At 65.9% G+C, this 23,902-nt stretch carries 23 protein-coding genes and 1 pseudogene; 11 read left to right on the top strand and 13 right to left on the bottom strand.

From position 1 onward, the window contains the following. Positions 1-194: 194 nt before the first annotated feature. The gene (locus BCO18175_RS05295) at positions 195-1,997 is read right to left on the bottom strand and encodes a PhoH family protein (RefSeq protein ID WP_174914756.1); all 1,803 of its coding nucleotides are present in this window, start codon (positions 1,995-1,997) and stop codon (positions 195-197) included. On the opposite strand from BCO18175_RS05295, the pseudogene BCO18175_RS40470 reads away from it, so the two are divergent. Further along, positions 1,893-2,137: pseudogene (locus BCO18175_RS40470) on the top strand (hypothetical protein); the annotation flags it as partial. The gene BCO18175_RS05295 and the pseudogene BCO18175_RS40470 overlap by 105 nt on opposite strands. Positions 2,138-2,329: 192 nt before the next feature. Here BCO18175_RS40470 and BCO18175_RS05300 read toward each other — a convergent pair. The 9 genes from BCO18175_RS05300 to BCO18175_RS05340 form a co-directional block, all read right to left on the bottom strand. Then, positions 2,330-2,791: a peroxiredoxin gene (locus BCO18175_RS05300; protein ID WP_034207483.1), complete on the bottom strand. Its 462-nt coding sequence runs from the start codon at positions 2,789-2,791 to the stop codon at positions 2,330-2,332. A 108-nt stretch (positions 2,792-2,899) separates the two neighbouring features. After that, positions 2,900-3,796: a polysaccharide deacetylase family protein gene (locus BCO18175_RS05305; RefSeq protein WP_174914758.1), complete on the bottom strand. Its 897-nt coding sequence runs from the start codon at positions 3,794-3,796 to the stop codon at positions 2,900-2,902. A gap of 13 nt (positions 3,797-3,809) precedes the next feature. Further along, positions 3,810-4,865, bottom strand: a complete 1,056-nt coding sequence (locus BCO18175_RS05310; RefSeq protein ID WP_006482864.1) for a bifunctional UDP-4-keto-pentose/UDP-xylose synthase — start codon at positions 4,863-4,865, stop codon at positions 3,810-3,812. Beyond that, positions 4,862-5,809, bottom strand: a complete 948-nt coding sequence (locus BCO18175_RS05315; protein WP_174979804.1) for a formyltransferase — start codon at positions 5,807-5,809, stop codon at positions 4,862-4,864. Before BCO18175_RS05315 ends, BCO18175_RS05310 begins: the two co-directional genes overlap by 4 nt. Next, on the bottom strand, positions 5,806-6,828 hold the full coding sequence (locus BCO18175_RS05320) for a glycosyltransferase (RefSeq protein WP_174914764.1): 1,023 nt from the start codon (positions 6,826-6,828) through the stop codon (positions 5,806-5,808). Before BCO18175_RS05320 ends, BCO18175_RS05315 begins: the two co-directional genes overlap by 4 nt. Positions 6,829-6,834: 6 nt before the next feature. Beyond that, complete coding sequence (locus tag BCO18175_RS05325) at positions 6,835-7,986, bottom strand: DegT/DnrJ/EryC1/StrS family aminotransferase (protein WP_174979805.1); 1,152 nt, start codon at positions 7,984-7,986, stop codon at positions 6,835-6,837. A 130-nt stretch (positions 7,987-8,116) separates the two neighbouring features. After that, positions 8,117-8,488: an EamA family transporter gene (locus tag BCO18175_RS05330; protein ID WP_011352303.1), complete on the bottom strand. Its 372-nt coding sequence runs from the start codon at positions 8,486-8,488 to the stop codon at positions 8,117-8,119. Positions 8,489-8,501: 13 nt separating this feature from the next. Then, positions 8,502-10,178, bottom strand: coding sequence for a glycosyltransferase family 39 protein (locus BCO18175_RS05335; protein WP_174979806.1), 1,677 nt, complete (start codon positions 10,176-10,178; stop codon positions 8,502-8,504). Between the two features lie 124 nt (positions 10,179-10,302). Further along, positions 10,303-10,677 carry an Mth938-like domain-containing protein gene (locus BCO18175_RS05340; protein ID WP_041492864.1) on the bottom strand — a complete coding sequence of 125 codons (375 nt, stop codon included), beginning with the start codon at positions 10,675-10,677 and terminating at the stop codon, positions 10,303-10,305. Positions 10,678-10,992: 315 nt separating this feature from the next. Here BCO18175_RS05340 and BCO18175_RS05345 point away from each other — a divergent pair, with 315 nt between their 5' ends. The 6 genes from BCO18175_RS05345 to BCO18175_RS05370 all read left to right on the top strand — a co-directional run bounded on the left by BCO18175_RS05345 (position 10,993) and on the right by BCO18175_RS05370 (position 17,331). Then, on the top strand, positions 10,993-12,231 hold the full coding sequence (locus BCO18175_RS05345; protein ID WP_046545879.1) for a pyridoxal phosphate-dependent aminotransferase: 1,239 nt from the start codon (positions 10,993-10,995) through the stop codon (positions 12,229-12,231). A 53-nt stretch (positions 12,232-12,284) separates the two neighbouring features. Continuing rightward, complete coding sequence (locus BCO18175_RS05350) at positions 12,285-13,613, top strand: homoserine dehydrogenase (RefSeq protein WP_122945582.1); 1,329 nt, start codon at positions 12,285-12,287, stop codon at positions 13,611-13,613. A gap of 12 nt (positions 13,614-13,625) precedes the next feature. Continuing rightward, positions 13,626-15,077, top strand: a complete 1,452-nt coding sequence (gene thrC / locus BCO18175_RS05355) for a threonine synthase (RefSeq protein WP_174967472.1) — start codon at positions 13,626-13,628, stop codon at positions 15,075-15,077. Positions 15,078-15,319: 242 nt separating this feature from the next. Beyond that, positions 15,320-16,567 carry a molybdopterin molybdotransferase MoeA gene (locus BCO18175_RS05360; RefSeq protein ID WP_174979807.1) on the top strand — a complete coding sequence of 416 codons (1,248 nt, stop codon included), beginning with the start codon at positions 15,320-15,322 and terminating at the stop codon, positions 16,565-16,567. Between the two features lie 19 nt (positions 16,568-16,586). Then, positions 16,587-16,844, top strand: a complete 258-nt coding sequence (moaD, locus tag BCO18175_RS05365) for a molybdopterin converting factor subunit 1 (RefSeq protein ID WP_089425581.1) — start codon at positions 16,587-16,589, stop codon at positions 16,842-16,844. 10 nt (positions 16,845-16,854) lie between these two features. Further along, positions 16,855-17,331: a molybdenum cofactor biosynthesis protein MoaE gene (locus BCO18175_RS05370; RefSeq protein WP_043188206.1), complete on the top strand. Its 477-nt coding sequence runs from the start codon at positions 16,855-16,857 to the stop codon at positions 17,329-17,331. A gap of 66 nt (positions 17,332-17,397) precedes the next feature. Here the strand turns inward: BCO18175_RS05370 and BCO18175_RS05375 are convergent, their stop codons facing one another. Further along, positions 17,398-17,958, bottom strand: coding sequence for a group III truncated hemoglobin (locus BCO18175_RS05375; RefSeq protein WP_174979808.1), 561 nt, complete (start codon positions 17,956-17,958; stop codon positions 17,398-17,400). A 253-nt stretch (positions 17,959-18,211) separates the two neighbouring features. Here BCO18175_RS05375 and BCO18175_RS05380 point away from each other — a divergent pair, with 253 nt between their 5' ends. Further along, positions 18,212-18,727, top strand: coding sequence for an Rrf2 family transcriptional regulator (locus tag BCO18175_RS05380; RefSeq protein WP_174979809.1), 516 nt, complete (start codon positions 18,212-18,214; stop codon positions 18,725-18,727). Positions 18,728-18,884: 157 nt separating this feature from the next. Beyond that, complete coding sequence (gene clpB, locus BCO18175_RS05385; RefSeq protein ID WP_174979810.1) at positions 18,885-21,482, top strand: ATP-dependent chaperone ClpB; 2,598 nt, start codon at positions 18,885-18,887, stop codon at positions 21,480-21,482. A 103-nt stretch (positions 21,483-21,585) separates the two neighbouring features. Here the strand turns inward: clpB and BCO18175_RS05390 are convergent, their stop codons facing one another. Both BCO18175_RS05390 and BCO18175_RS05395 read right to left on the bottom strand, forming a co-directional pair. Further along, entirely contained in the window at positions 21,586-22,023 is a 438-nt protein-coding gene (locus tag BCO18175_RS05390) for a YidB family protein (protein WP_089484088.1), read from the bottom strand. Positions 22,024-22,111: 88 nt separating this feature from the next. Further along, on the bottom strand, positions 22,112-22,717 hold the full coding sequence (locus tag BCO18175_RS05395) for a ComEA family DNA-binding protein (protein ID WP_174979811.1): 606 nt from the start codon (positions 22,715-22,717) through the stop codon (positions 22,112-22,114). A gap of 286 nt (positions 22,718-23,003) precedes the next feature. On the opposite strand from BCO18175_RS05395, the gene BCO18175_RS05400 reads away from it, so the two are divergent. Then, complete coding sequence (locus tag BCO18175_RS05400; RefSeq protein WP_174967480.1) at positions 23,004-23,465, top strand: MerR family transcriptional regulator; 462 nt, start codon at positions 23,004-23,006, stop codon at positions 23,463-23,465. Continuing rightward, entirely contained in the window at positions 23,449-23,883 is a 435-nt protein-coding gene (locus BCO18175_RS05405; protein WP_071334593.1) for a carboxymuconolactone decarboxylase family protein, read from the top strand. Before BCO18175_RS05400 ends, BCO18175_RS05405 begins: the two co-directional genes overlap by 17 nt. Positions 23,884-23,902: the final 19 nt, after the last annotated feature.

Consider the following 23,902-nt stretch of genomic DNA (forward strand, 5'->3'; position numbering starts at 1 on the left):
CAGACAGACCCGATGGTAGACGCTCCGGCGGGGCTTAAGCAACCATTCTTGAGAATTTACTTGAAGTTTCGCGCGTAAACCGGGTTGTTGCGTGACGATGTGTTACTTGCGTTTTCGACCCCAAATAAAAACGGCGCTCCGGAAACGGAGCGCCGCGATGTGTCGAAAGCCGGCCGACGGGCCGGCCTGTCGCGTTACAGGATGTCCGACGCGTAGTCGGCGAGCCGCGAGCGTTCGCCGCGTGCAAGCGTCACGTGGCCGCTGTGGCCCCAGCCCTTGAAGCGGTCGACGACGTACGTGAGACCCGAGCTGCCCTCGGTCAGGTAAGGCGTGTCGATCTGCGCGATGTTGCCGAGGCACACGATCTTCGTGCCCGGGCCCGCGCGCGTGACGAGCGTCTTCATCTGCTTCGGCGTCAAGTTCTGCGCCTCGTCGATGATCAGGTACTTGTCGACGAACGTACGGCCGCGCATGAAGTTCATGCTCTTCACCTTCAGGCGCGAACGGATCAGTTCCTGCGTCGCGGCACGTCCCCATTCGCCGGCGGCGTCGTCGGTCTTCTGCAGCACTTCGAGGTTGTCGTCGAATGCGCCCATCCAGGGCTGCATCTTCTCTTCCTCGGTACCGGGCAGGAAACCGATGTCCTCGCCGACGGGCACGGTCGCGCGCGTCACGATGATCTCGTTGTAGCGCTTGTCGTCGAGCACCTGCGCGAGGCCGGCCGCGAGCGCGACGAGCGTCTTGCCGGTGCCGGCCTGGCCGAGCAGCGTGACGAAGTCGATCTCGGGGTTCATCAGCAGGTTCAGCGCGAAGTTCTGCTCGCGGTTGCGCGCGGTGATGCCCCACACGTTGTTCTTGTGGTGGCTGTAGTCACGCAGCGTCTGCAGCAGCGCCGTCTTGCCGTTCAGTTCGCGGACGATCGCATGGAACGTCGGCTCGCCGTTCTGCGGCTCGAGATAGACGAACTCGTTGACGAGCATCGACGCGACGAGCGGGCCGGTCACGCGGTAGTACGTGGTGCCCGTCTTCGTGTCCTGCCAGCTCTCCATGCCCTTCGCATGCTTGGTCCAGAAATCCTGCGGCAGTTCGCGCACGCCGTTGTACAGGAGATCCTTGTCCTCGAGCACCTGGTCGTTGAAGTAGTCTTCCGCGGGCAGGCCGAGCGCATGCGCCTTGATCCGCATGTTGATGTCTTTCGACACCAGCACGACCTGACGGTCGGGCCGGTCGCGCTGCAGCGCGCGCACGACGCCGAGGATCTGGTTGTCGGCCTTGCCTTCGGGCAAGCCTTCGACGGGCGCGATGTCCGCGAGCTTCGTCTGGAAGTACAGGCGGCCGAGCGCTTCGCGGCTGCCGAGGCGCGACAGCGGGATGCCGGCCGTGATCGCGCCGGCATCGGCGACGAGCGCGTCGAGCGTGCGGCTGACCTGGCGTGCGTTGCGCGCGACTTCGGACATCCCCTTCTTGTGGTTGTCGAGTTCCTCGAGCGTCATCATCGGCAGATAGACGTCGTGTTCCTCGAAGCGGAAGAGGCTGCTCGGATCGTGCATCAGCACGTTGGTGTCGAGCACGAACAGTTTCTGCAGTTCGGCTTCGGCGGGCTTGCGGCTGCGCGACTTCGTCGCGGCGCCGGTATCGCGCGCGGGTGCGGCGGCCGGTTTGTCGGCAGCCGGTTTGTCGTTGCGCGCGACGACCGGTGCCGCGGGTTCGGCGGCCGCCGGCAGCGGTTGCAGCAGTGCAGCCGTCTGTTTCGTCTTGCGGCCGCGTGCGGGTGGGCTTGCGGCATCTTGCGTCGAAGACGCGACGGCGCGCAGCGGCGCGGCCGTGTTCGCGGCTTCGGTCATCGGTTGGGCCACGCTCGCCGGACCAAAGTCACCGGCTGTGGATGCGTCCCCTTCGGCGGATTTCTTCGCGGCTTTCGCGGGCCGCGCTTTCGCCTTGTATTCGTCGGGCGGCAGCAGGCTGCCGAGCTTGCTGGGGGGAGTAGGCAAAGGCATGGTGTCCCTCGGGAGGAATCGTGTCGCATGGCGTGCGCCGCTGATCGCATCCTGCGTGACGTAGACGCATGCAGTTTGCGCGCGGTGGCGCACAGGAAGTTCGTCTAGCCGGTTCGCCTAAGTGTCGATCAGCTCCTTGACGCGGTGAGGGCCGGACCGAGGGCCGGCGCGCAATCCATAAAAAAAGCCGCTGCCTCGTCGATAGAGGCATGCGGCTCGGCTGATACCGTCGTAATGCGCGTCAGGTGCCGGCAAGCATCGCAACGAGCACCGGCGCAGCTACGAGAAATATGGGGCGAACTGGCATTCATTGCGGCCCAATATAACGCGCCTCAAAGCGCTTGTACAGCCTTTAGCACGTCGTCCACGTGACCCGGTACCTTGATGCCGCGCCATGCCTGGCGAAGCACGCCGTCGGCGTCGATCAGGAACGTCGAGCGCTCGATTCCGCGCACTTCCTTGCCATACATTTTCTTCATCTTGATGACATCGAACAGCGCGCACAGCGCTTCGTCGGCATCGGAAATCAGCGGGAACGGCAGTTCGAGCTTTGCCTTGAAATTGTCATGCGAGCGCAGGCTGTCGCGTGACACGCCGATGACTTCCGCACCGGCTTTCTTGAACTTCGGATAGAGATCGCGGAACTGCAGCCCTTCGGTCGTGCAGCCCGGCGTGTTGTCCTTCGGATAGAAGTACAGCACGAGTTTCTTGCCCTTCAGGTCGGACAGCGAAATGTCGCCGCCCGTGGCCGGTGCGGTGAAATCGGGAACTTGACGGTCAACTTCGACGGACACGTGTTTCTCCTGTTGTTATGGAAAGGCGCCGCTGCGGCGGCGCGGTTCGGCGGGGCGTCGCGGCAGCGTGCCGCAAGGGCGGAGCGGGCGACGCCGGCGCGCGCGAACTCAGTCGGGCTGGACGATTAGTTCGCCGGAGCGGCCGGGAATTTCGCCCCACGTGACAGGGTACGATGGCAGCGAGTCGCGGTCCAGCGTCGCGTGGTAGTCACCCATCGTCGCGAATGTGTGACCTTGCGCGCGCCAGCCGGCGAGCAGTTGCTCGAACACGGGCGCAAGCTTCTGGCCTTCCAGTTCCGCATGCAGCGTGAACACCTGATCGTGCGGATTGGTTTCGGTGAACTTGAGGATGTGCGCGGCGACGTTGTGCGTGTCGACGCCGTCGATGCCGAGCACTTCGTCGAGCGTCGGCAACGTGGTGGGCATCTGCACGTGCGACAGCGTGCGGCCGTTGACGACGGGCAGGTACGGCGAATGGCCGCGGCCGTCGGATGCGTAGCGCATCCCCCATGCGTCGATCTGCTCGAATGCGGAGTCGTTCATCTGCCAGCCGGCCGCGCCGTGCGTGACGGGCGGCGCGCCGAAGATCTCGATGAAGCGCGCGTGACTCTTCTGCATTTCACGCGCGGTCCAGTCGCGATCGCGCACGCGGACGTTGTCCTGCCAGTAAACGTGATCCCACGTGTGGATCCCGCATTCGAAGCCGGCCTCGTGAATCGCGCGCATGTCGGCGATCGCGCGGCGGCCGATGTCGGGGCCCGGCAGCAGCACGCCGTACATCAGCTGCTTCACGCCGTAGTGCTCGACCACCGACGTGCGCGACACTTTCTTCAGGAAGCCGGGGCGGAACACGCGCCGCAGCGCCCAGCCCGTGTGATCGGGCCCGAGGCTGAAGAGGAAGGTCGCGCGCGCACTGAAGCGGTCGAAGATGCGCGCGAGGTTCGGCACGCCTTCGCGCGTGCCGCGCAGCGTGTCGACGTCGATCTTGAGGACGATGCGAGCCAAGCGAACGTCCCGATCAGCCTTGCTGTTCGACGAGCGCGCGCGCGTCGGCGACGTGGCCGCGATACGCTTCGAAGATGTTGCGCAGCGCGTCGTCGAACGTCGCTTGCGGCGCCCAGCCGAGTTCCTGCATCGTGTTGTCGATCTTCGGCACGCGGTTCTGCACGTCCTGGTAGCCGTTGCCGTAGTAGGCGCCGGACGTCGTTTCGACGAGCTTCACCTGCTTGGCCGAATCGGCGTACTCGGGGAATTCCGCCGCGAGTTCGAGCATCTTGTGCGCGAGTTCGCGAACCGAGAAGTTGTTCTTCGGATTCCCGATGTTGTAGATCTTGCCCGACGCGACGCCGTCCTTGTTCTCGATGATCTTCATCAGCGCGCTGATGCCGTCGCCGATGTCGGTGAACGCACGCTTCTGCGAGCCGCCGTCGACGAGGCTGATGTTCTCGCCGCGCACGATGTGGCCGAGGAACTGCGTGACCACGCGCGAGCTGCCTTCCTTCGGCGTGTAGATCGAGTCGAGGCCCGGGCCGATCCAGTTGAACGGGCGGAACAGCGTGAAGTTCAGGCCTTCCATCCCGTAGCCCCAGATCACGCGGTCCATCAGCTGCTTCGAGCACGCGTAGATCCAGCGCGGCTTGTTGATCGGGCCGTAGGTGAGGGCCGATGCATCCGGGTCGAACTGCTCGTCCGAGCACATGCCGTAGACCTCGGAGGTCGACGGGAACACGAGGTGCTTGCCGTACTTGACGGCCGAACGCACGATCGGCAGGTTCGCCTCGAAGTCGAGTTCGAACACGCGCAGCGGCTGCTGGACGTAGGTGGCGGGCGTCGCGATCGCGACGAGCGGCAGGATCACGTCGCACTTCTTCACGTGATACTCGACCCACTCCTTGTTGATCGTGATGTCGCCTTCGAAGAAATGCATCCGCTCGTGGTTGACGAGGTCGCCAAGCCGGTCGGTCTGCATGTCCATGCCGAACACTTCCCAATCGGTGGTTTCAAGAATGCGCTTCGACAGGTGATGGCCGATGAAGCCGTTCACACCCAGGATCAGGACTTTTTTTGCTTTCATGAATGACGGGAAGAATGAATGAACTGCGCGAATTCCGTGGGCGTCACGACGGTTTCGCTGCCGTCCCGCTGCTGCCACAGCTCGAGAATGGATAGGGCGCGGCTGTCGCCGCAGACGCCGAATAGCACATTATCGCTTACGTGCAGGCCGGGCGGCAAATCTGCCGCGGCGGCCGCTGCCGCGCTGCCGGGTGCCGCGAGGCGCGCGCGCGCGATCACGAAACGCGTGCCGTCGACGTCCGTGAACGCGCCCGGATACGGGGGCGCGACCGCGCGCACCAGGTTGTAGACCTGCGCGGCCGGCTTCGACCAGTCGACGCGGCCGTCCTCGGGCTTGCGCCCGCCGTAGTAGCTGCCGGTCGCGAGGTCGTTCGGCAGGTGCGGCGCCTCGCCCGCGAGCAGCGCGGGCAGCACCCGCCAGAGCGTCTGCTCGGCGGCCACCGTGACCTTGTCGAACACCTGCGTGGCGGTGTCGTCGGGCAGGATCGGCACCGCGGTCTGGCCGATGATCGCGCCCGCGTCGGGCTTCGCGGCCATCTCGTGCAGCGTCGCGCCGGTTTCGGTTTCGCCGTTCAGCACCGCCCAGTTGGTCGGTACCCGACCCCGGTATTTCGGCAGCAGCGAACCGTGCATGTTGTACGCGCCCTTCGGCGCGATCGCGAGCAGGTCCACCGGCAGCATGTGGCGGTAGTAGAACGAGAAGATGAAGTCCGGCTGCGCGTCGGATACCGCGCGGCGCAGCGCCGGATCGGCGGGATCGGCCGGCGTGAGCACCGGAATGCCGTGCTCGGCCGCGACGGATGCGACGCTGCCGAACCAGATGTTCTCGTTCGGGTTGTCCTCGTGCGTGACGACGAGCGCGACGTCGACGCCGCGTGCGAGCAGCACCTGCAGGCACCGCACGCCGACGTTGTGATACGCGAAGACGACTGCGCGCGGTTTCATTGCGCGGCTCCCGAGCGGTTCGCGCCGGCCGGCACCGCCGGTACGCCGTCGTGCTGCTCGAGCACGGCCTGGATCAGGTAGCGCGGCCGTGCACGCACCTGCTGGTAGATGCGGCCGACGTATTCGCCGAGCAGGCCGAGCGCGAAGATGATCACGCCGAGCAGGAAGAACGTGATGGCGAACAGCGTGAACACGCCTTGCACTTCCGCGCCGACGATGAAGCGTCGCACGAGCAGCAGCACGAACAGCGCGGCGGAGCCGAGCGACAGGATCACGCCGATGAACGACAGCCACTGCAGCGGCACGACCGAGAAGCCCGTCACGAGGTCGAAGTTCAGCCGGATCAGGCTGTACAGCGAGTACTTCGACTCGCCGGCGAAGCGCTCTTCGTGCGCAACCTCGATCTCGGTCGGCTTCTGCGCGAACGTGTATGCGAGTGCGGGGATGAACGTGTTGACTTCGCCGCACACGTTGATCGTGTCGATGATGCGGCGGCTGTACGCGCGCAGCATGCAGCCCTGGTCGGTCATCTTGATGCGGGTGATGCGCTCGCGCAGGCGGTTCATCATCTGCGACGCCTTGCGCCGCCACAGGCTGTCCTGGCGCTGCTTGCGGATCGAGCCGACGTAATCGTAGCCCTCGCGCATCTTTGCGATCAGCTTGCCGATTTCCTCGGGCGGGTTCTGCAGGTCGGCGTCGAGCGTGATGACGATCTCGCCGCGCGATTGCGCGAAGCCGGCGAGGATCGCCATGTGCTGGCCGTAGTTGCCGTTGAGCAGCACGATGCGCGTCGTGTCGGGACGTACGTGGAACTGATCGGCGAGCATCGCGGCCGAGCGGTCGCGGCTGCCGTCGTTGATCAGGATCACTTCGTATGACGTGTCGAGTGCGTCGAGCGCCGGATACAGCCGCGCGAACAGCGCGGCGAGGCCGTCTTCCTCGTTGTACACGGGGATGATGATCGATACTTCCGGCTGCCCGGCGACCGGATGCCCGGCGCGTGCTTCAAGGTGACTCATGTACGCTTATTTTCCGTATTGTTCGCAAATCTGGTTGATGGCGTCGACCACGCGACGCACGTCGTCTTCCGTCATCTGCGTGAAGAGCGGCAGCGTGACGGTCGACGCGCCGTACCGTTCGGCGTGGGGGAACATGCCCTCCTTGAAGCCGCGCGCACGGTACAGCGTGAAAAGATGGATCGCCGGGTAGTGGATGCCCGTGCCGATGCCGCGTTCCTTCATCTGCGCCATGAACTCGGCGCGCGAGATCGTCAGCCGCTCGAGCGGCAGCGTGATCAGGAACATGTGCCAGTTGCCGTTCTCGAATTCGGCGATCGGCAGGCCGACGCCGAGTTTCACGGCTGCGCTGCCGTCGAACGCGGCGAAGTAGGCGCGCGCAAGCGCGCGGCGCTGCGCGGTGAAGCGTTCGAGGTGCGGCAGCTGGCCGAGGCCGACGCGCGCGGCGACGTCGGTCAGGTTGTACTTGCCGCCGAGCACGTCGCAGTCCATCCCGTCGAAGCCCGTGCGCGTGATGCCCTGCAGCCGGTACTTCTGCGCGAGCGCCGCTTCTTCCTCGTTGTTCAGCACGAGTGCGCCGCCTTCGATCGTCGTCAGGTTCTTGTTTGCGTGGAAGCTGAACGACACGATGTCGCCGATCGCGCCGATGCGCTTGCCGTTCCACGTCGAGCCGAATGCTTGCGCCGCATCCTCGATCACGCGCAGCTTGTGTGCGCGCGCGATCGCGTACAGGCGGTCCATGTCGACCGGCAGGCCGGACAGGAACACCGGGATGATCGCCTTCGTGCGCGGCGTGATCGCCTGCTCGAGCTTGTCGAGGTCGATGTTGCGCGTGACGGGATCGATGTCGGCGAACACGGGCGTCGCGCCGGTCTCGAGGATCACGTTGCTGGTCGAGACCCACGACGCCGGCGTCGTGATCACCTCGTCGCCGGCACCGACGCCCGCGATGCGCAGGCCGATCTCGAGCGTGCAGGTGCCCGAGTTGAACGCACGGACCGGACGGCCGCCACAGTACTCGGACAGCGCCGCTTCGAATTTCTGGCTCTGCGGGCCGGTGGTGATCCAGCCCGAGCGCAGCACGTCGACGACGCCCTGGATGGTTTCCTCATCGATCTCGGGGCGGGTGAACGGCAGAAACGGAGCAGTAGTCTGGCTCATGTACGCTTTGGCCTGTAATGGCGTGTAATAAAAGGGTCGGGCGATCCCGGCCGAAACCGGCATTAAACACCGGTTGGCGGAATCGCACCGTGATTTTTTGTAGGCGGACGCTTAACGCGGCGGGGCGTGCTCAGCTTCGCGCGAGCACCAGCACGCCGATCAGGATGATGCCGATGCCGACGAGCCGCTGGACCGACAGCACTTCACCGAACAGGTACCAGGCCGCGAACGCGTTGACGACGTAGCCGAGCGACAGCATCGGATACGCGATCGACACGTCGACCCGCGACAGCCCGACGATCCAGACCACGACGCTCAGTACGTAGCAGCCGAGGCCGCCGATGATCGGCAATTGGGTCGCGATCTTCAGGCCGACCGGGATGATGTTCGCACGGCTGAATTCGAAGTGCCCAACAGCGTTGACGCCGGCTTTCAGCAGAAGTTGCGCACAGGCGTTGAGCATCACGCCGGTGATGATGCAGACGAACGAAACGGGATTCATGCGGTGGGCGTCCTTACGATTGCGGTTTCTCGACGATCACGCGGCGGCTGTCGCGCGCAATCACGCGCATCGGCACGCCTTGCTTGACCAGGGTGTCGTACTGGCCGGGCGGCATGATCGCGAGCGCATGGGTTTCCTGCTTCCAGCGCGTGATCCACTCGTCGACGGTCGGAATCCACTTGTTCGGCTCCATCGAGATCCCGAATGCGAGCTCGTCCTGGCGCTGGACCATGATCGTCGTGTGGCCCATATAGAACGGGAACGTGTGATCGAGCATCTCGATCGAGTAGAACGGCGTGTCGGCCGGCAGTTTCGCCAGTTCGGCGCGCACCGCCGGCGCGAGCAGCGCGCCCGAGCTGTAGCGGCCGAACTCGTCGTGCCCGGTGCCGCCGATCGTGCCGAACGCGAGCCAGGCGGCGCCGAATGCGGCAAGCGCGGCAGCCACGCCCGCGCGGCGGTTCAGCCACGCGGCCGCGAGCGTCAGCGCGCCTGCGACCGCGAGGCCTGCGTACAGCCACATCTGGAACGCGCGGTACTGCGCGTTCGGCGTGCGGGCATCGCCCTGGTACGCGAGGAAGATGATCCCGAACGCCGCGACGACGACGAACACGAGGTAGCCGAGCAGGTGGCGGCGGAACCGGTCGGCGCTCATCAGCGGCAGGTACGCGCCGATGATCAGCGCGAGCGCCGGCGCGACCGGCAGCACGTACGAGATCAGCTTCGAATGCGACGCGCTGAAGAACAGGAAGATGAATGCGCTCCAGATCAGCAGCACGAGCATCGGCGAGAAGCCGTTCGGCTGGCGCGGCATCCGCAGCGCATGGCGGATGCTCTGCCACGCGACCGACAGCCACGGCAGGAAGCCGACCAGCAGCACGGGCACGAAGTAGTAAAGCGGGCCCGGGCGGTTCTGTTCCGGGGTCAGGTACCGGCGGAACTGCTGGACGATGAAGAAGAAGTTGAAGAACTCGGGGTTGCGCTGCTGGACGAGCACGAACCACGGCGTGACGATCGCGAAGAAGATCACGAGGCCGCTCACCAGGTACAGGCGCTTCCACAGCGCCCAGTCGCGCGCGATCAGCGTGTAGAGCACGAGCACGGCGCCGGGCAGGATCAGGCCGACGAGGCCCTTCGACAGCACCGCGAACGCCATTGCGGCCCAGCACGCCCACATCCAGCCGCGTGCCGCGGCCGGGCGCAGCCCGGGCCGCTGCGCGAGCAGCAGCGAGCACAGCGACAGCGACATCCAGAACGCGAGCCCCATGTCGAGCGCGTTGAAGTGGCCCATCAGGTTCCAGTACGGCGACGACGCGAGCACGACGGCGGCGAGGAAGCCCGACAGCGGGTTGAACAGGCGCGCGCCGGTGTAGCCGACCAGCAGGATGCCTGCGAAGCTCGCGATGGCCGTGTAGAGGCGCGCCTGCCATTCGCCGATGCCGAACCACGCGAACGTGAGCGCGTTCAGCCAGGTTTGCAGCGGCGGCTTCTCGAAGTACTTGTAGCCGTTGTAGCGCGGCGTGATCCAGTCGCCGGTGACGAACATCTCGCGCGCCATTTCCGCGTAGCGGCCTTCGTCGCTCGGGATCAGGTGGCGCAGCCCGAGCGGCGCGAACCAGACGATCGCGAGTGCGACGACGAGGAGGACGAGCGTGATGCGATTGAGCGGTAGCCTCGACGGCGTATCGTTCATGGATTTTCAGCCTGTTGGTTATTGTGACGGGCCGCCGGCGGGTTGCGCCGGGGGCGGGCGGCCTGGCCGGGCCGATCCGGGGGATCGACCCGCTGCGCCGGCCCGAGTTTTACCGCATCGGGGATTAACGTTCAATTAAGAGCGCGGCGGCGACTTTGCGGCCTTCGGCCATCAGGATGTTGTAGGTGCGGCAGGCGGCCTGGAAATCCATCGTCTCGACGCCGATCCGCTTGGCCGTCAGCGCCGCGACGAGCCGCGGGTGCGGGAAGCGCAACCGCGCGCCGCTGCCGAAGATCACGAGTTCTGGGGTCGGGTCGAGCAGCATCGCGAAATGCTCGGGCGCGAGCGCGTCGAACGACGACACGGGCCACGCCTGGACCGGCGCGCCGGGCAGTACGATGACGCTCGTTTCGTGGCGTTCGAGATTGACGTCGACATAATCGGGGCCGTAGCCGGTGACGGTGTTGAGCGCGCCGCTCGCGTCCTGGTGCAGTTTCAAATCGGTATTCCGCGGTTCCGTAGGGGAATGTGTTGCAGGGCCACACGGGCCCGGATGGCCGGTTTCGCTTGCCTGAGCACGCGGGACGCCTGACGGCGCGGGCCCGGCGCGGCTATGGTGCATTGCGAAAGTCGGCCAAAATCCGCTAAATTATAACTTTTTGGTCGCCCCCGGGCGCCACTTGCGTCGCGCGTCGCCACAAGCCGCGCCCGACCGCCCGCTTTTTCCCAGTCTAGACAGCGCGCACAGACCGGCCGCTTTCCAGTTTTGATCCCGTCCCCCCGGCCGCAAGGCCAACCCAGGAACCGTGTCGTCGTGAAACCGATTCAGAAGTCGAACAAGCTGCTCAACGTCTGCTACGACATCCGTGGCCCGGTGCTCGAGCACGCGAAGCGCCTCGAGGAAGAAGGCCACCGCATCATCAAGCTGAACATCGGCAACCTCGCGCCGTTCGGTTTCGACGCGCCGGACGAGATCATCCAGGACATGATCCGCAACCTGCCGACGTCGTCCGGGTATTCGGATTCGAAGGGCGTGTTCTCGGCGCGCAAGGCCGTGATGCACTACACGCAGGAAAAGGGCGTCGTGGGCGTCGGCCTCGACGACATCTACATCGGCAACGGCGCGTCCGAGCTGATCGTGATGGCGACCCAGGCGCTGCTGAACGACGGCGACGAAGTGCTGCTGCCCGCGCCCGACTATCCGCTGTGGACGGCGGCGGTCAGCCTGTCGGGCGGCACGCCGGTGCATTACATCTGCGACGAGCAGAACGCGTGGATGCCCGATCTCGACGATATCCGCCGTAAGATCACGCCGAACACGAAGGCGATCGTCGTGATCAACCCGAACAACCCGACGGGCGCGCTTTATTCAGACGAATTGCTGCTCGAACTGCTCGAGATCGCGCGCCAGCACGGACTGATCGTGTTCGCCGACGAGGTGTACGACAAGATCGTCTACGACGGCCTCGAGCACACGGCGCTGGGTTCGCTGTCGGAGGACGTGATCACCGTCACGTTCAACAGCCTGTCGAAGAGCTATCGCTCGTGCGGCTACCGTGCGGGCTGGATGGCCGTGTCGGGCCTCGGCGGCGACAACCGCCGGCACGCGAAGGATTACCTCGAGGGGCTCGGCATCCTGTCGTCGATGCGCCTGTGCGCGAACGTGCCCGGGCAGTTCGCGATCCAGACGGCGCTCGGCGGCTACCAGAGCATCAACGAGCTGATCGTGCCGAGCGGGCGCCTGTACAAGCAGCGCGAGCTCGCGTACGACATGCTCACGTCGATCCCGGGCGTGACCTGCGTGAAGCCGCAGGCCGCGCTGTACATGTTCCCGCGCCTCGACCCCAAGCTTTATCCGATCCAGAACGACCAGCAGTTCATTCTCGACCTGCTGCTCGAGGAGCGCGTATTGCTCGTACAGGGCACGGGCTTCAACTGGACGACGCCGGACCACTTCCGCGTGGTCTTCCTGCCGAACCTCGACGACCTGACCGATTCGATCAACCGGATCGCACGCTTCCTCGACGGCTACCGCAAGCGCCATTCGGCCTGAGCGGCACGGCCACACGGAACTCACTACTTCTTACTCATTCGATCACACGCAGCATGGAACCGATCAAAGTTGGCCTGTTGGGCTTCGGCACGGTGGGCAGCGGCACCTTCACGGTGCTGGGCCGCAACCAGGAAGAAATCAAGCGACGCGCGGGGCGCGGCATCGAGGTGACGCGCATTGCGGTGCGCAACCCGGCCAAGGCGCTGGCTGCGCTCGGCGGCGACGCCGGCGCCGCGCAGATCACCGACGATTTCAACGCAGTCGTCGATGATCCGTCGATCTCGATCATCGCCGAGATGATCGGCGGCACGGGCGTCGCACGCGAGCTCGTGCTGCGCGCGATCGCGAACGGCAAGCACGTCGTGACCGCCAACAAGGCGCTGCTCGCGGTGCACGGCACCGAGATCTTCGAGGCCGCGCGTGCGAAGGGCGTGATGGTCGCGTTCGAGGCGGCCGTCGCCGGCGGCATCCCGATCATCAAGGCGCTGCGCGAAGGCCTGACCGCAAACCGCATCCAGTACATCGCGGGCATCATCAACGGCACGACCAACTACATCCTGTCGGAAATGCGCGATCGCGGGCTCGACTTCGCGACCGCGCTGAAGGCCGCGCAGGAGCTTGGCTACGCGGAAGCCGATCCGACCTTCGACATCGAAGGCGTCGACGCCGCGCACAAGGCGACGATCATGAGCGCGATCGCATTCGGCGTGCCGGTGCAGTTCGACCGTGCGTACGTCGAGGGCATCAGCAAGCTCGACGCGACCGACATCCGCTATGCGGAAGAGCTCGGCTACCGGATCAAGCTGCTCGGCATCACGCGCCGCGCCGAAAACGGCATCGAGCTGCGCGTGCACCCGACGCTGATCCCGGAGAAGCGCCTGCTCGCGAACGTCGAGGGCGCGATGAACGCGGTCGTCGTGCACGGCGACGCGGTCGGCACGACGCTGTACTACGGCAAGGGCGCGGGCGCGGAGCCGACCGCATCGGCCGTGGTCGCGGATCTCGTCGACGTCACGCGCCTGCACACGGCGGACCCCGAGCATCGCGTGCCGCATCTCGCGTTCCAGCCGGACAGCCTCTCGAACACGCCGATCCTGCCGATCGAAGAAGTGACGAGCGGCTACTACCTGCGCCTGCGCGTTGCCGATCAAACCGGCGTGCTGGCCGACATCACGCGCATCCTCGCCGCATCGGGCATCTCGATCGACGCGCTGCTGCAGAAGGAATCGGAGCAGGTCGACGACGCGAACGGCGAAACCGACATCATCCTGATCACGCACGTCACGGTCGAGAAGAACGTGAATGCGGCGATCGCGCAGATCGAGAGCCTCGCGACGGTGGTATCGAAGGTGACGAAGCTGCGCATGGAAGCGCTGAACTGAGCTGAGGACGACATGAACTACATCTCCACGCGCGGCGCCGGCATCGGCGAGCGCCACACGTTCTCCGACATCCTGCTCGGCGGTCTCGCGAAGGACGGCGGGCTCTACCTGCCGGCCGAGTATCCGAAGGTGTCCGCCGACGAGCTCGCACGCTGGCGCACGCTGTCGTACGCGGATCTCGCGTTCGAGATCCTGTCGAAGTTCTGCGACGACGTACCGGCCGACGACCTGCGCGCGATCACGCGCCGCACGTACACGGCCGACGTGTACAGCAACACGCGCCATGGCGAGAACGCGTCCGACATCACGCCGCTGAAGACGCTCGGCACCGAGAACGGCGCGCCGATCTCGCTGCTCGAACTGTCGAACGGCCCGACGCTCGCGTTCAAGGACATGGCGATGCAGCTGCTCGGCAACCTGTTCGAGTACACGCTCGCGAAGCACGGGCAGACGCTCAACATTCTCGGTGCGACGTCCGGCGACACCGGCAGCGCGGCCGAATACGCGATGCGCGGCAAGGCCGGCGTGCGCGTGTTCATGCTGTCGCCGCACAAGAAGATGAGCGCGTTCCAGACGGCCCAGATGTTCAGCCTGCAGGATCCGAACATCTTCAACCTCGCGGTCGAAGGCGTGTTCGACGACTGCCAGGACATCGTGAAGGCCGTTTCGAACGATCACGCGTTCAAGGCGCAGCAGAAGATCGGCACGGTCAACTCGATCAACTGGGCGCGCGTCGTCGCGCAGGTCGTGTACTACTTCAAGGGTTACTTCGCGGCGACCCGATCCAATGACGAGCGCGTGTCGTTCACGGTGCCGTCGGGCAACTTCGGCAACGTCTGCGCAGGCCACATCGCGCGGATGATGGGGCTGCCGATCGCGAAGCTCGTGGTCGCGACCAACGAGAACGACGTGCTCGACGAGTTCTTCCGCACGGGCGCGTATCGCGTGCGCAGCGCCGAGAACACCTATCACACGAGCAGCCCGAGCATGGACATCTCGAAGGCGTCGAATTTCGAGCGCTTCGTGTTCGACTTGCTCGGCCGCGATCCGGCGCGCGTGATGCAGCTGTTCCGCGACGTAGAGGAGAAGGGTGGCTTCGATCTCGCGGCGAGCGGCGATTTCGCGCGCGTCGCCGAGTTCGGTTTCGTGTCGGGCCGCAGCAGCCACACGGACCGCATCGCGACGATCCGCGACGTGTTCTCGCGCTACGACACGATGATCGATACGCACACGGCCGACGGTGTGAAGGTCGCGCGCGAGCATCTCGACGCGGGCGTGCCGATGGTCGTGCTCGAGACGGCGCAGCCGATCAAGTTCGGCGAGACGATTCGCGAGGCACTCGATCGCGAAGCCGAACGTCCGGCCGCATTCGACGGGCTCGAGGCGCTGCCGCAGCGTTTCGAGGTCGTGAACGCCGACGCACAGCAGGTGAAGGACTTCATCGCCGCCCATACGGGAGCATGACGCACGGCCGGGCCGCGGGCCCGGCTGCGCTGGACGGCCGGAATGCCGATTCGTCGAACGGATCGGGGTTCCGGCCGTTTTGTTTGGCGGTGCCGCTCGGTTACCGTCGCACCGCGCCCGAAACAAGTGCCAGACCCGCACGTTCGCGCGAATCACAGTTTCCGCATGTCCGCCATATCGCGCGCCCGCGCGACGGCGTCGCTACAATGACGTATTGAATCCAACGATCCCCGATTCCATCGATGTCGAACCCGAATCCCGCGGCGCCGCGCGCGCCGATGCTGTCGACCGCCGAGGCACTCGCCGCGTTGCTCGATGCCGCGAAGCCGTTGCCCGGCGCCGAAACCGTCGCCACGCTCGACGCGCTCGGCCGCGTGCTGGCGGCCGACGTGAGCTCGCCGCTCGACGTGCCGCCGATGCATACGAGCGCGATGGACGGCTATGCGGTGCGCGTCGCCGACCTGCTGCATGGCGACCGGCGCTTGCCGGTGTCGCAGCGCATTCCGGCCGGTCATCCGGCCGCGCCGCTCGCTGCCGGCACGGCTGCGCGGATCTTTACCGGTGCGACGGTGCCGCCCGGCGCCGACGCCGTCGTGATGCAGGAGCAGGCGTCGGCCGACGGCGACGCGGTCGAGATCCTGCACACGCCGAAGGCCGGTGAATGGATCACCGCGCAGGGCGCGGATATCCGGCAAGGGTCAGTGATCCTGCCGGCCGGCACGCGGCTCACGCCGCAGGCGCTCGGCCTGGCCGCGTCGGTCGGCTGCGCGCAATTGGCGGTCGCGCGGCGGATTCGCGTCGCGGTGTTCTTCACCGGCGACGAACTGACGATGCCCGGCGAGCCGCTGAAGCCCGGCGCGATCTACAACTCGAACCGCTTCACGCTGCGCGGGCTGCTGGAGCGGCTCGGCTGCCATGTGACCGACTACGGGATCGTGCCCGATTCGCTCGCCGCGACCCGCGACACGCTGCGTGCGGCCGCACGCGATCACGACGTGATCCTGACGAGCGGCGGCGTGTCGGTCGGCGACGAGGATCACGTGAAACCGGCCGTCGAGGCCGAAGGGCGGCTCGCGTTGTGGCAGATCGCGATGAAGCCCGGCAAGCCGCTCGCTTACGGCGCGGTGCGCCGCGGTGACGATCGCCCCGATGCGCACTTCATCGGGTTGCCCGGCAACCCGGTATCGAGCTTCGTCACGTTCCTGCTGTTCGTGCGGCCGTTCCTGCTGCGCTTGTCCGGCGTGCGCGACGTCGCGCCGCGCGCGCTGTCGCTGCGCGCCGACTTTTCGCAAGGCAAGGGCGACCGGCGCAACGAATTCCTGCGTGCGCGCGTCAACGCGGCCGGCGGTCTCGACCTGTTCCCGAACCAGAGCTCGGCGGTGCTGACGTCGACGGTGTGGGGCGACGGCCTGATCGACAACCCGCCGCAGCATGCGATCAGCGCCGGCGAGACCGTGCGTTTCATTCCGTTTTCCGAACTGCTGTCGTAACGCGACGGCTTCCCGAACCATGAAGATTCAACTGAAATTTTTTGCAAGCGTACGCGAGGCACTGGGCGTCGCCGACGAGCAGGCCGACGTGCCGGATAGCGTCACGACCGTCGGCGACGTGCGCGCGTGGCTGCGCGTGCGCGGCGGTGCGTGGGCCGAGACGCTCTCCGAAGGGCGCGCACTGCGCATGGCGTGCAACCACGAGATGACCGATCCCGATACGCGGCTCACCGAAGGCTGCGAAGTCGCGTTCTTTCCGCCGGTGACGGGCGGTTGAGGCGCGGGCGATGGCAACGGTACGAATCCAGACCGACGACTTCGACCTGAACGCCGAAGTCGCGGCATTGCGCGCGCGCAACCCGAAGATCGGCGCGGTCGCGTGCTTCGTCGGCACGGTGCGCGACCTGAACGAAGGCGATTCGGTTGCCGCGATGGAGCTCGAGCACTATCCGGGGATGACCGAGAAGGCGCTCGAGAAGATCGCCGCCGAGGCCGGCCGGCGCTGGCCGGGCATCGACGTCGCAATCGTGCATCGCGTCGGCAGGCTCCTGCCGCTCGACCAGATCGTGATGGTCGCAACGGTTGCGTCGCACCGCGGCGACGCGTTCGCGTCGTGCGAGTTCGTGATGGACTACCTGAAGACCGAAGCGCCGTTCTGGAAGAAGGAAACGACGCCGGATGGCGAGCGCTGGGTCGACGCGCGCAGTACCGACGATGCCGCGCTCGCGCGCTGGGGCATCGAATCGGGCAATACGCGGCGCTGAGCACGGCGTCGGGGTGATGCGGCGAAGTGCCGCATGCGCGCAAGCGTCGCGCGTGACCGCTGCCCGTTACGCGTCCGGATCGCTGCTGCGCCCGATGATCTTCGTCGGAAACGGCTCGCCGCGGGCACGCGACGGCAACGCGTGCGGATCGTCGCCCGCGTCGCGACGGCGCGGCGCGATTGCGTCGAGCAGCGCCTGCTGCTCGGGCGGAATCTGATAGTCCCAGCCGAAGCGGCTCAACTGGAGGCTCTGCGCGATCCGCAGCGCCGGCTCCATGAAGCGGATCGCCGCGGGCGGCGTGTAGCGCGCCTCGACGGTCTTCAGGAACAGCGACAGCCAGCGGCTGAAATGAGCCGGCTCGACTCCGTCGAGCGGCTGGTGCGCCTGCTGCACGTTGCCGCGATAGCCCTTGGTGCCGAGCACGAGGCTCGACCAGAACGTGACCATCTTCGGCAGGTGGTCGTCCCAGCGGCCTTCCAGCTTCGCGTCGAACACGGGCCCGAGCAATGGATCGGCGCGCACGCGGTCGTAGAACGCGTAGACGAGATCACGGATGTTCTCTTCGGTCGGCTCGGTGTCGCGAGGGCGGGCCAGTGCGGTATCGGGCGAGGCGGGCAGGACGGTCATGGCAAAAAAGGGCAGGCGGAAATAGGCAACGACGGGGCGGCGGCGCGGGCATCGAGCAGGACGCCGGCCGGATTTTGTCGCAAAATAGCGTCCAACAACCCCTGAAAAACGTGTAAGTGTCACGCATCTTATTGCGCGCGCGCCATCCCGGCAACCCGGGGCCGCGGAACAGAGCCGTCAACCGGCCCCGCGCGCATCCCGATCGGCTCGGCTCACGTAATCGGGGCACGATCGATTTTTTTCGTATTCGCTCATGAGACTCACCGACTACACCGACTATTCGCTGCGCGTGATGCTGTACCTTGCCGTGCGCGGCGAGGGGCTCGCGACGATCCAGGAGATCTCGGATGCCTACGGCATTTCGAAGAACCATCTGATGAAAGTCGTGCAGCAGCTCGGCGAGCTGGGATGGGTCGACACGGTCCGCGGCCGCAATGGCGGACTGCGGCTGTTTCCCGAGTCGCTGCAACTGACCGTCGGCCAGGTCGTACGTGCGACCGAGAGCGATTTCGCGCTGGTCGGCTGCTTTGCGGCCGAGGGCGAGTCGCGCGGCTGCGTGATCGAGCCGCAGTGCCGACTGAAGGGTGTGCTGGCGGCCGCGCGCGATGCGTTCTTCGCCGAACTCGACCGCCACACGCTCGGCGAGCTGGTCGAACACGCTGCGCCGCTCGTGGCGTTGCTCGGCATCCGTCCGGTCGCGCTCGTGCGTGCCGCACCGTCAACGAACGACGCGCCTGAAACCGTCGAGCCGCCGTCGACGGCCGGCTGATACGCGCCCGCCGCGCTTCTCGATCCGGCAGTGGCCCGTCCCGGGGCCGCTTCGAGGCTATCCCGCATTTTTTGCGCTGAATCAACCCGAATTTCGCTTGAAAGCCGCATAACCATCCTCATCTTGGTGTTAATCGAAAATTGGAGGTCTCGACTAAATGAGAATCGACAAGCTCACCACCAAGTTCCAGGAAGCACTCTCGGACGCGCAAAGCCTCGCGGCAGGCCGCGACAATCAATACATCGAACCCGTTCACGTTCTCGCGGCGCTGGTCGCGCAGCAGGACGGGTCCGCCCGCTCGCTGATGTCGCGCGCGGGTGTTCACATTCAGGCGCTGCAAGGCGCGCTGAACGAGGCCATTTCGCGTCTGCCGCAAGTGACGGGCACGGGCGGCGACATCCAGATCGGCCGTGAACTGGCCGGGCTGCTGAACCAGGCCGACAAGGAAGCGCAGAAGCTCAACGACACGTTCATCGCGAGCGAGATGTTCCTGCTCGCCGTGTCCGACGACAAGGGCGACGCCGGCAAGCTCGCGCGCCAGCACGGCCTCACGCGCAAGGCGCTGGAAGCCGCGATCGCCGCGGTGCGCGGCGGCTCGCAGGTGCACAGCCAGGACGCGGAAAGCCAGCGCGAGGCACTGAAGAAATACACGGTCGACCTGACCGAGCGCGCCCGTGCGGGCAAGCTCGATCCGGTGATCGGCCGCGACGACGAAATCCGCCGTTCGATCCAGATCCTGCAGCGCCGCACCAAGAACAACCCGGTGCTGATCGGCGAGCCGGGCGTCGGCAAGACGGCGATCGTCGAAGGGCTCGCGCAGCGGATCGTCAACGGCGAAGTGCCCGAGACGCTGAAGGGCAAGCGCGTGCTGTCGCTCGACATGGCCGCGCTGCTCGCGGGCGCGAAGTATCGCGGTGAATTCGAGGAACGCCTGAAGGCGGTGCTCAACGACATCGCGAAGGACGAAGGCCAGACGATCGTCTTCATCGACGAAATCCACACGATGGTCGGCGCGGGCAAGGCCGAGGGTGCGATGGATGCGGGCAACATGCTGAAGCCGGCGCTCTCGCGCGGCGAGCTGCACTGCATCGGCGCGACCACGCTCGACGAATACCGCAAGTACATCGAGAAGGATGCCGCGCTCGAGCGCCGCTTCCAGAAGGTGCTCGTCGACGAGCCGAGCGTCGAGGCGACGATCGCGATCCTGCGTGGGCTGCAGGAGAAGTACGAACTGCACCACGGCGTCGACATTACCGACCCGGCGATCGTCGCCGCGGCCGAGCTGTCGCACCGCTACATCACCGACCGCTTCCTGCCGGACAAGGCCATCGACCTGATCGACGAAGCCGCTTCGAAGATCAAGATGGAAATCGATTCGAAGCCCGAAGAGATGGACAAGCTCGACCGTCGTCTGATCCAGCTGAAGATCGAGCGCGAAGCCGTGAAGAAGGAGCAGGACGAAGCGTCGCAGAAGCGCCTGCAACTGATCGAGGAAGAGATCGAGCGTCTCGGCCGCGAATATGCGGACCTCGAGGAGATCTGGACTGCCGAGAAGGCCGCGGTGCAGGGCAGCGCGCAGCTCAAGGAAGAGATCGAGAAGGTGCGTGCGGACATCGCGCGGCTGCAGCGTGACGGCAAGCTGGAGAAGGTTGCCGAGCTGCAGTACGGCAAGCTGCCGCAGCTCGAGGCGCAGCTGAAGCAGGTCACGCAGGCCGAAGAGCAGGAGCAGCACAACCCGACGCGTCCGCGCCTGCTGCGCACGCAGGTCGGCGCGGAGGAAATCGCGGAAGTCGTGTCGCGTTCGACCGGGATTCCGGTGTCGCGGATGATGCAGGGCGAACGCGAGAAGCTGCTGCACATCGAGGAAAAGCTGCATGAGCGCGTGGTCGGCCAGCACGAGGCGATCAGCGCGGTGGCCGACGCGATCCGCCGTTCGCGCGCGGGTCTCGCCGATCCGAACCGTCCGTACGGCTCGTTCCTGTTCCTCGGCCCGACCGGGGTCGGCAAGACCGAGCTGTGCAAGGCGCTGGCGTCGTTCCTGTTCGATTCGGAAGAACACCTGATCCGCATCGACATGAGCGAGTTCATGGAGAAGCACAGCGTCGCGCGGCTGATCGGCGCGCCGCCGGGCTATGTCGGCTACGAGGAAGGCGGCTACCTGACGGAAGCCGTGCGCCGCAAGCCGTACAGCGTGATCCTGCTCGACGAGATCGAGAAGGCGCATCCGGACGTGTTCAACGTGCTGCTGCAGGTGCTCGACGACGGCCGCATGACGGACGGGCAGGGGCGCACGGTCGACTTCAAGAACACGGTGATCGTGATGACGTCGAACCTCGGCTCGCAGGTGATCCAGGCGATGACGGGTGCGCCGCAGGAAGAGATCAAGGACGCCGTGTGGCTCGAGGTGAAGCAGCATTTCCGCCCCGAGTTCCTGAACCGGATCGACGACGTCGTCGTGTTCCATGCGCTCGACCGCAGCAACATCGAGTCGATCGCGAAGATCCAGCTCGCACGCCTGCACGACCGGCTCGCGAAGCTCGACATGGCGCTCGACGTGTCGGAAGCGGCGCTCGAACAGATCGGCAAGGTCGGCTACGATCCGCTGTTCGGTGCGCGTCCGCTGAAGCGCGCGATCCAGCAGGAGATCGAGAACCCGGTCGCGAAGCTCATCCTCGCGGGCCGCTTCGGTCCGAAGGACGTGATTCCGGTCGACATCCACGACGGCAAGTTCGTGTTCGACCGCGTCGTGCACTGATCTCCTGCCATCGGCTGCCGCCCGGTTCGCGCCGGGCGCGCAAAAACAAACACCCCGCCTCGGCGGGGTGTTTGTTTATGGAGCGTCGCAACGACGCAGCGCGTCAGCCCTGCTTGTTGCCGCCGAACATGCCGGCGATCTGCGACAGCGAGCCGAGCACGTTCGACGGGTCGACCTGTGCCTGGCCATCGGCCGGCACTGCACCGTCCGGCGTCGCGTGGTTGACGACGTGCGGCAGCACCTGCGCGAGGACGGTCGACGCCATCGACGGATCGACACCGAACTTGCTTGCCAGCGCGCCGATCGCGTCCGAGCCGAGCACGTTCTGCAGCGCGTCCGGCGAGATCGGCTGGTTCTGGCCGGTGCCGACCCACGAGCCGATGATGTCGCCGGCGCCGCCTGCCTTGAACTTCTCGATCAAGCCGTTCAGGCCGCCCGGCTGGTTGTTGATGAATTCGAGCGCAGTCGTGATCAGCGCGCTTTGCGAGTTGCCGCCAGCCTGGCCGCCGAGCAGACCGCCAACGATGTCGAGGAGACCCATGATTCTTCACCTTTACCGATAAGGGCGCCACGCAGTGGGCGCCCGTTGAACGAATACCGCGCGCACGCCGTCGCGCGCGCGGCGCACATCAGGCGCCCGACGCCGCGGCGGCGGAGGCTACCTTGTCCTTCTTGCTTTTCTTCTTCGAACCCTTCGTCGCTTTTGCCGACGATGCTGCGGCCGGTGCGCTTGCGCCCGCATCGGCGGATGCCGCCGCTGCCGCCGCCGCTTTTTCCTTCTTCGTCATGCGCTTGGCCTTGGCCGGCTTCGCCGTCGCATCCGGCGCGCTTGCCGCCGGTGCCGGTGCGGTGGCCGTCGTGCCGGCCGTCGCGGTCGTGGACGCCGTGCCTGCCGACGTCGTTGCCGACGTGGTGGCCGAGGTCGTCGCGGCCGGCTTCGACAGCTTCACGCCCTTCGGCGGCGTCGACGAGCCGCCGACCGTCAGGCCGTTTTCCTCGAGATGCCCGACCGACTTCGTGCCGAGGCCCTTGACACGGTTCGCGAGATCGTCCGCGTCCTTGAACGGGCCGTTCTTGGTGCGTTCGTCGATGATCGCCTTCGACTTCACGGGCCCGAGACCCTTCACGGATTCGAGCGCGGCCTGGTCAGCCGTGTTGACTTCGACGGCCGCGGCAAGGCCTGCGGCGAGCGACAGCGATAGCGCGACGAACAGCATCAGCAGCTTTTTCAGCATGGCAAAGGCTCCCTGGTTCTGACGGATGAATGGCTGTTGCAGCGGACGGCGGCGCGAAACCCGGCCGGGCGTCGCCGTTAAGCATAGGACAAATGCGTGCCCTTTTTAAGACAGGCTGACCGAATCTTGCTGAAGGCTTGCGGCGCTGTAAAGACCGAAACCTGCGCCGGGCGGCGGTTTTGACCATTCTTTACGGTGTCGCCGGGGTGTCGCTGAAGATCGCCGCACTGGCTGTTCGACAGGGCTTGACTTAGAGTGAACTCTAACTCCTAACCTTGTTCCTGCCATGTCGAAAACCGTATCCCAACCTTCCTCCACCGGCCCGCTGACGATCGGCCAGGTCGCCGAAATGACCGGCCTGTCGACGCATACGCTGCGGTACTACGAGCAGGCCGGCCTGCTGCGCGCGATTTCGCGCACGGCGGCCGGGCACCGGCTCTATGCGCCGGCCGACCTTGACTGGCTGGCCTTCGTGATGCGCCTGAAGGCGACCGGCATGCCGATCGCGCAGATGCAGGAATTCGCGGCGCTGCGCGCGCAAGGCGAGTCGACCTTCGGTGCGCGGCGCGGCCTGCTCGTCGCACATCACGACGCGGTGCGCGCGCATATCGCGGAGCTGCAGGCGAGCCTCGACGTGATCAGCGACAAGATCGTGAACTATGAGGCACAGGAGCGGGATATGGCACGACGGGCAAGACCTTCTCACTCTCTATCGGAACAGGACGGACACAATGGAACGACTCGTTGAAGACCGCTACACGCGCGGCTGGAACAAACTGAAGGAAATCGACGGCGAAGTGGGTGAGCGCGTGATCGCGGCCCTCGCGCCGATCGCACCGGATTTCGGGCGGCTCCTGGTCGAGTTCAGCTTCGGCGACATCTACAGCCGGCCGCAGCTCGACCTGAAAGCGCGAGAAATCGCGACGATCGCGGCACTGGCCGCGCTCGGCAACGCGCAGCCGCAGTTGAAGGTGCATATCGAGGCCGCGCTGAACGTCGGCTGCACACGCGACGAGATCGTCGAGGTGTTCATGCAGATGGCCGTGTACGCGGGTATGCCGGCCGCGCTCAACGCGCTGTTCGCCGCGCACGAAGTGTTCACGCGGCGCGATGAAGCGGCCGGCAACGCGGCAGACGCGAACGAAGCGGCCGGGCAGCCCGCATGACGAAGCGCGCGCCGACGCG

This window comes from Burkholderia lata, assembly GCF_902499335.1.
In the GTDB taxonomy this organism is placed as follows: Bacteria; Pseudomonadota; Gammaproteobacteria; order Burkholderiales; family Burkholderiaceae; genus Burkholderia; species Burkholderia lata_B.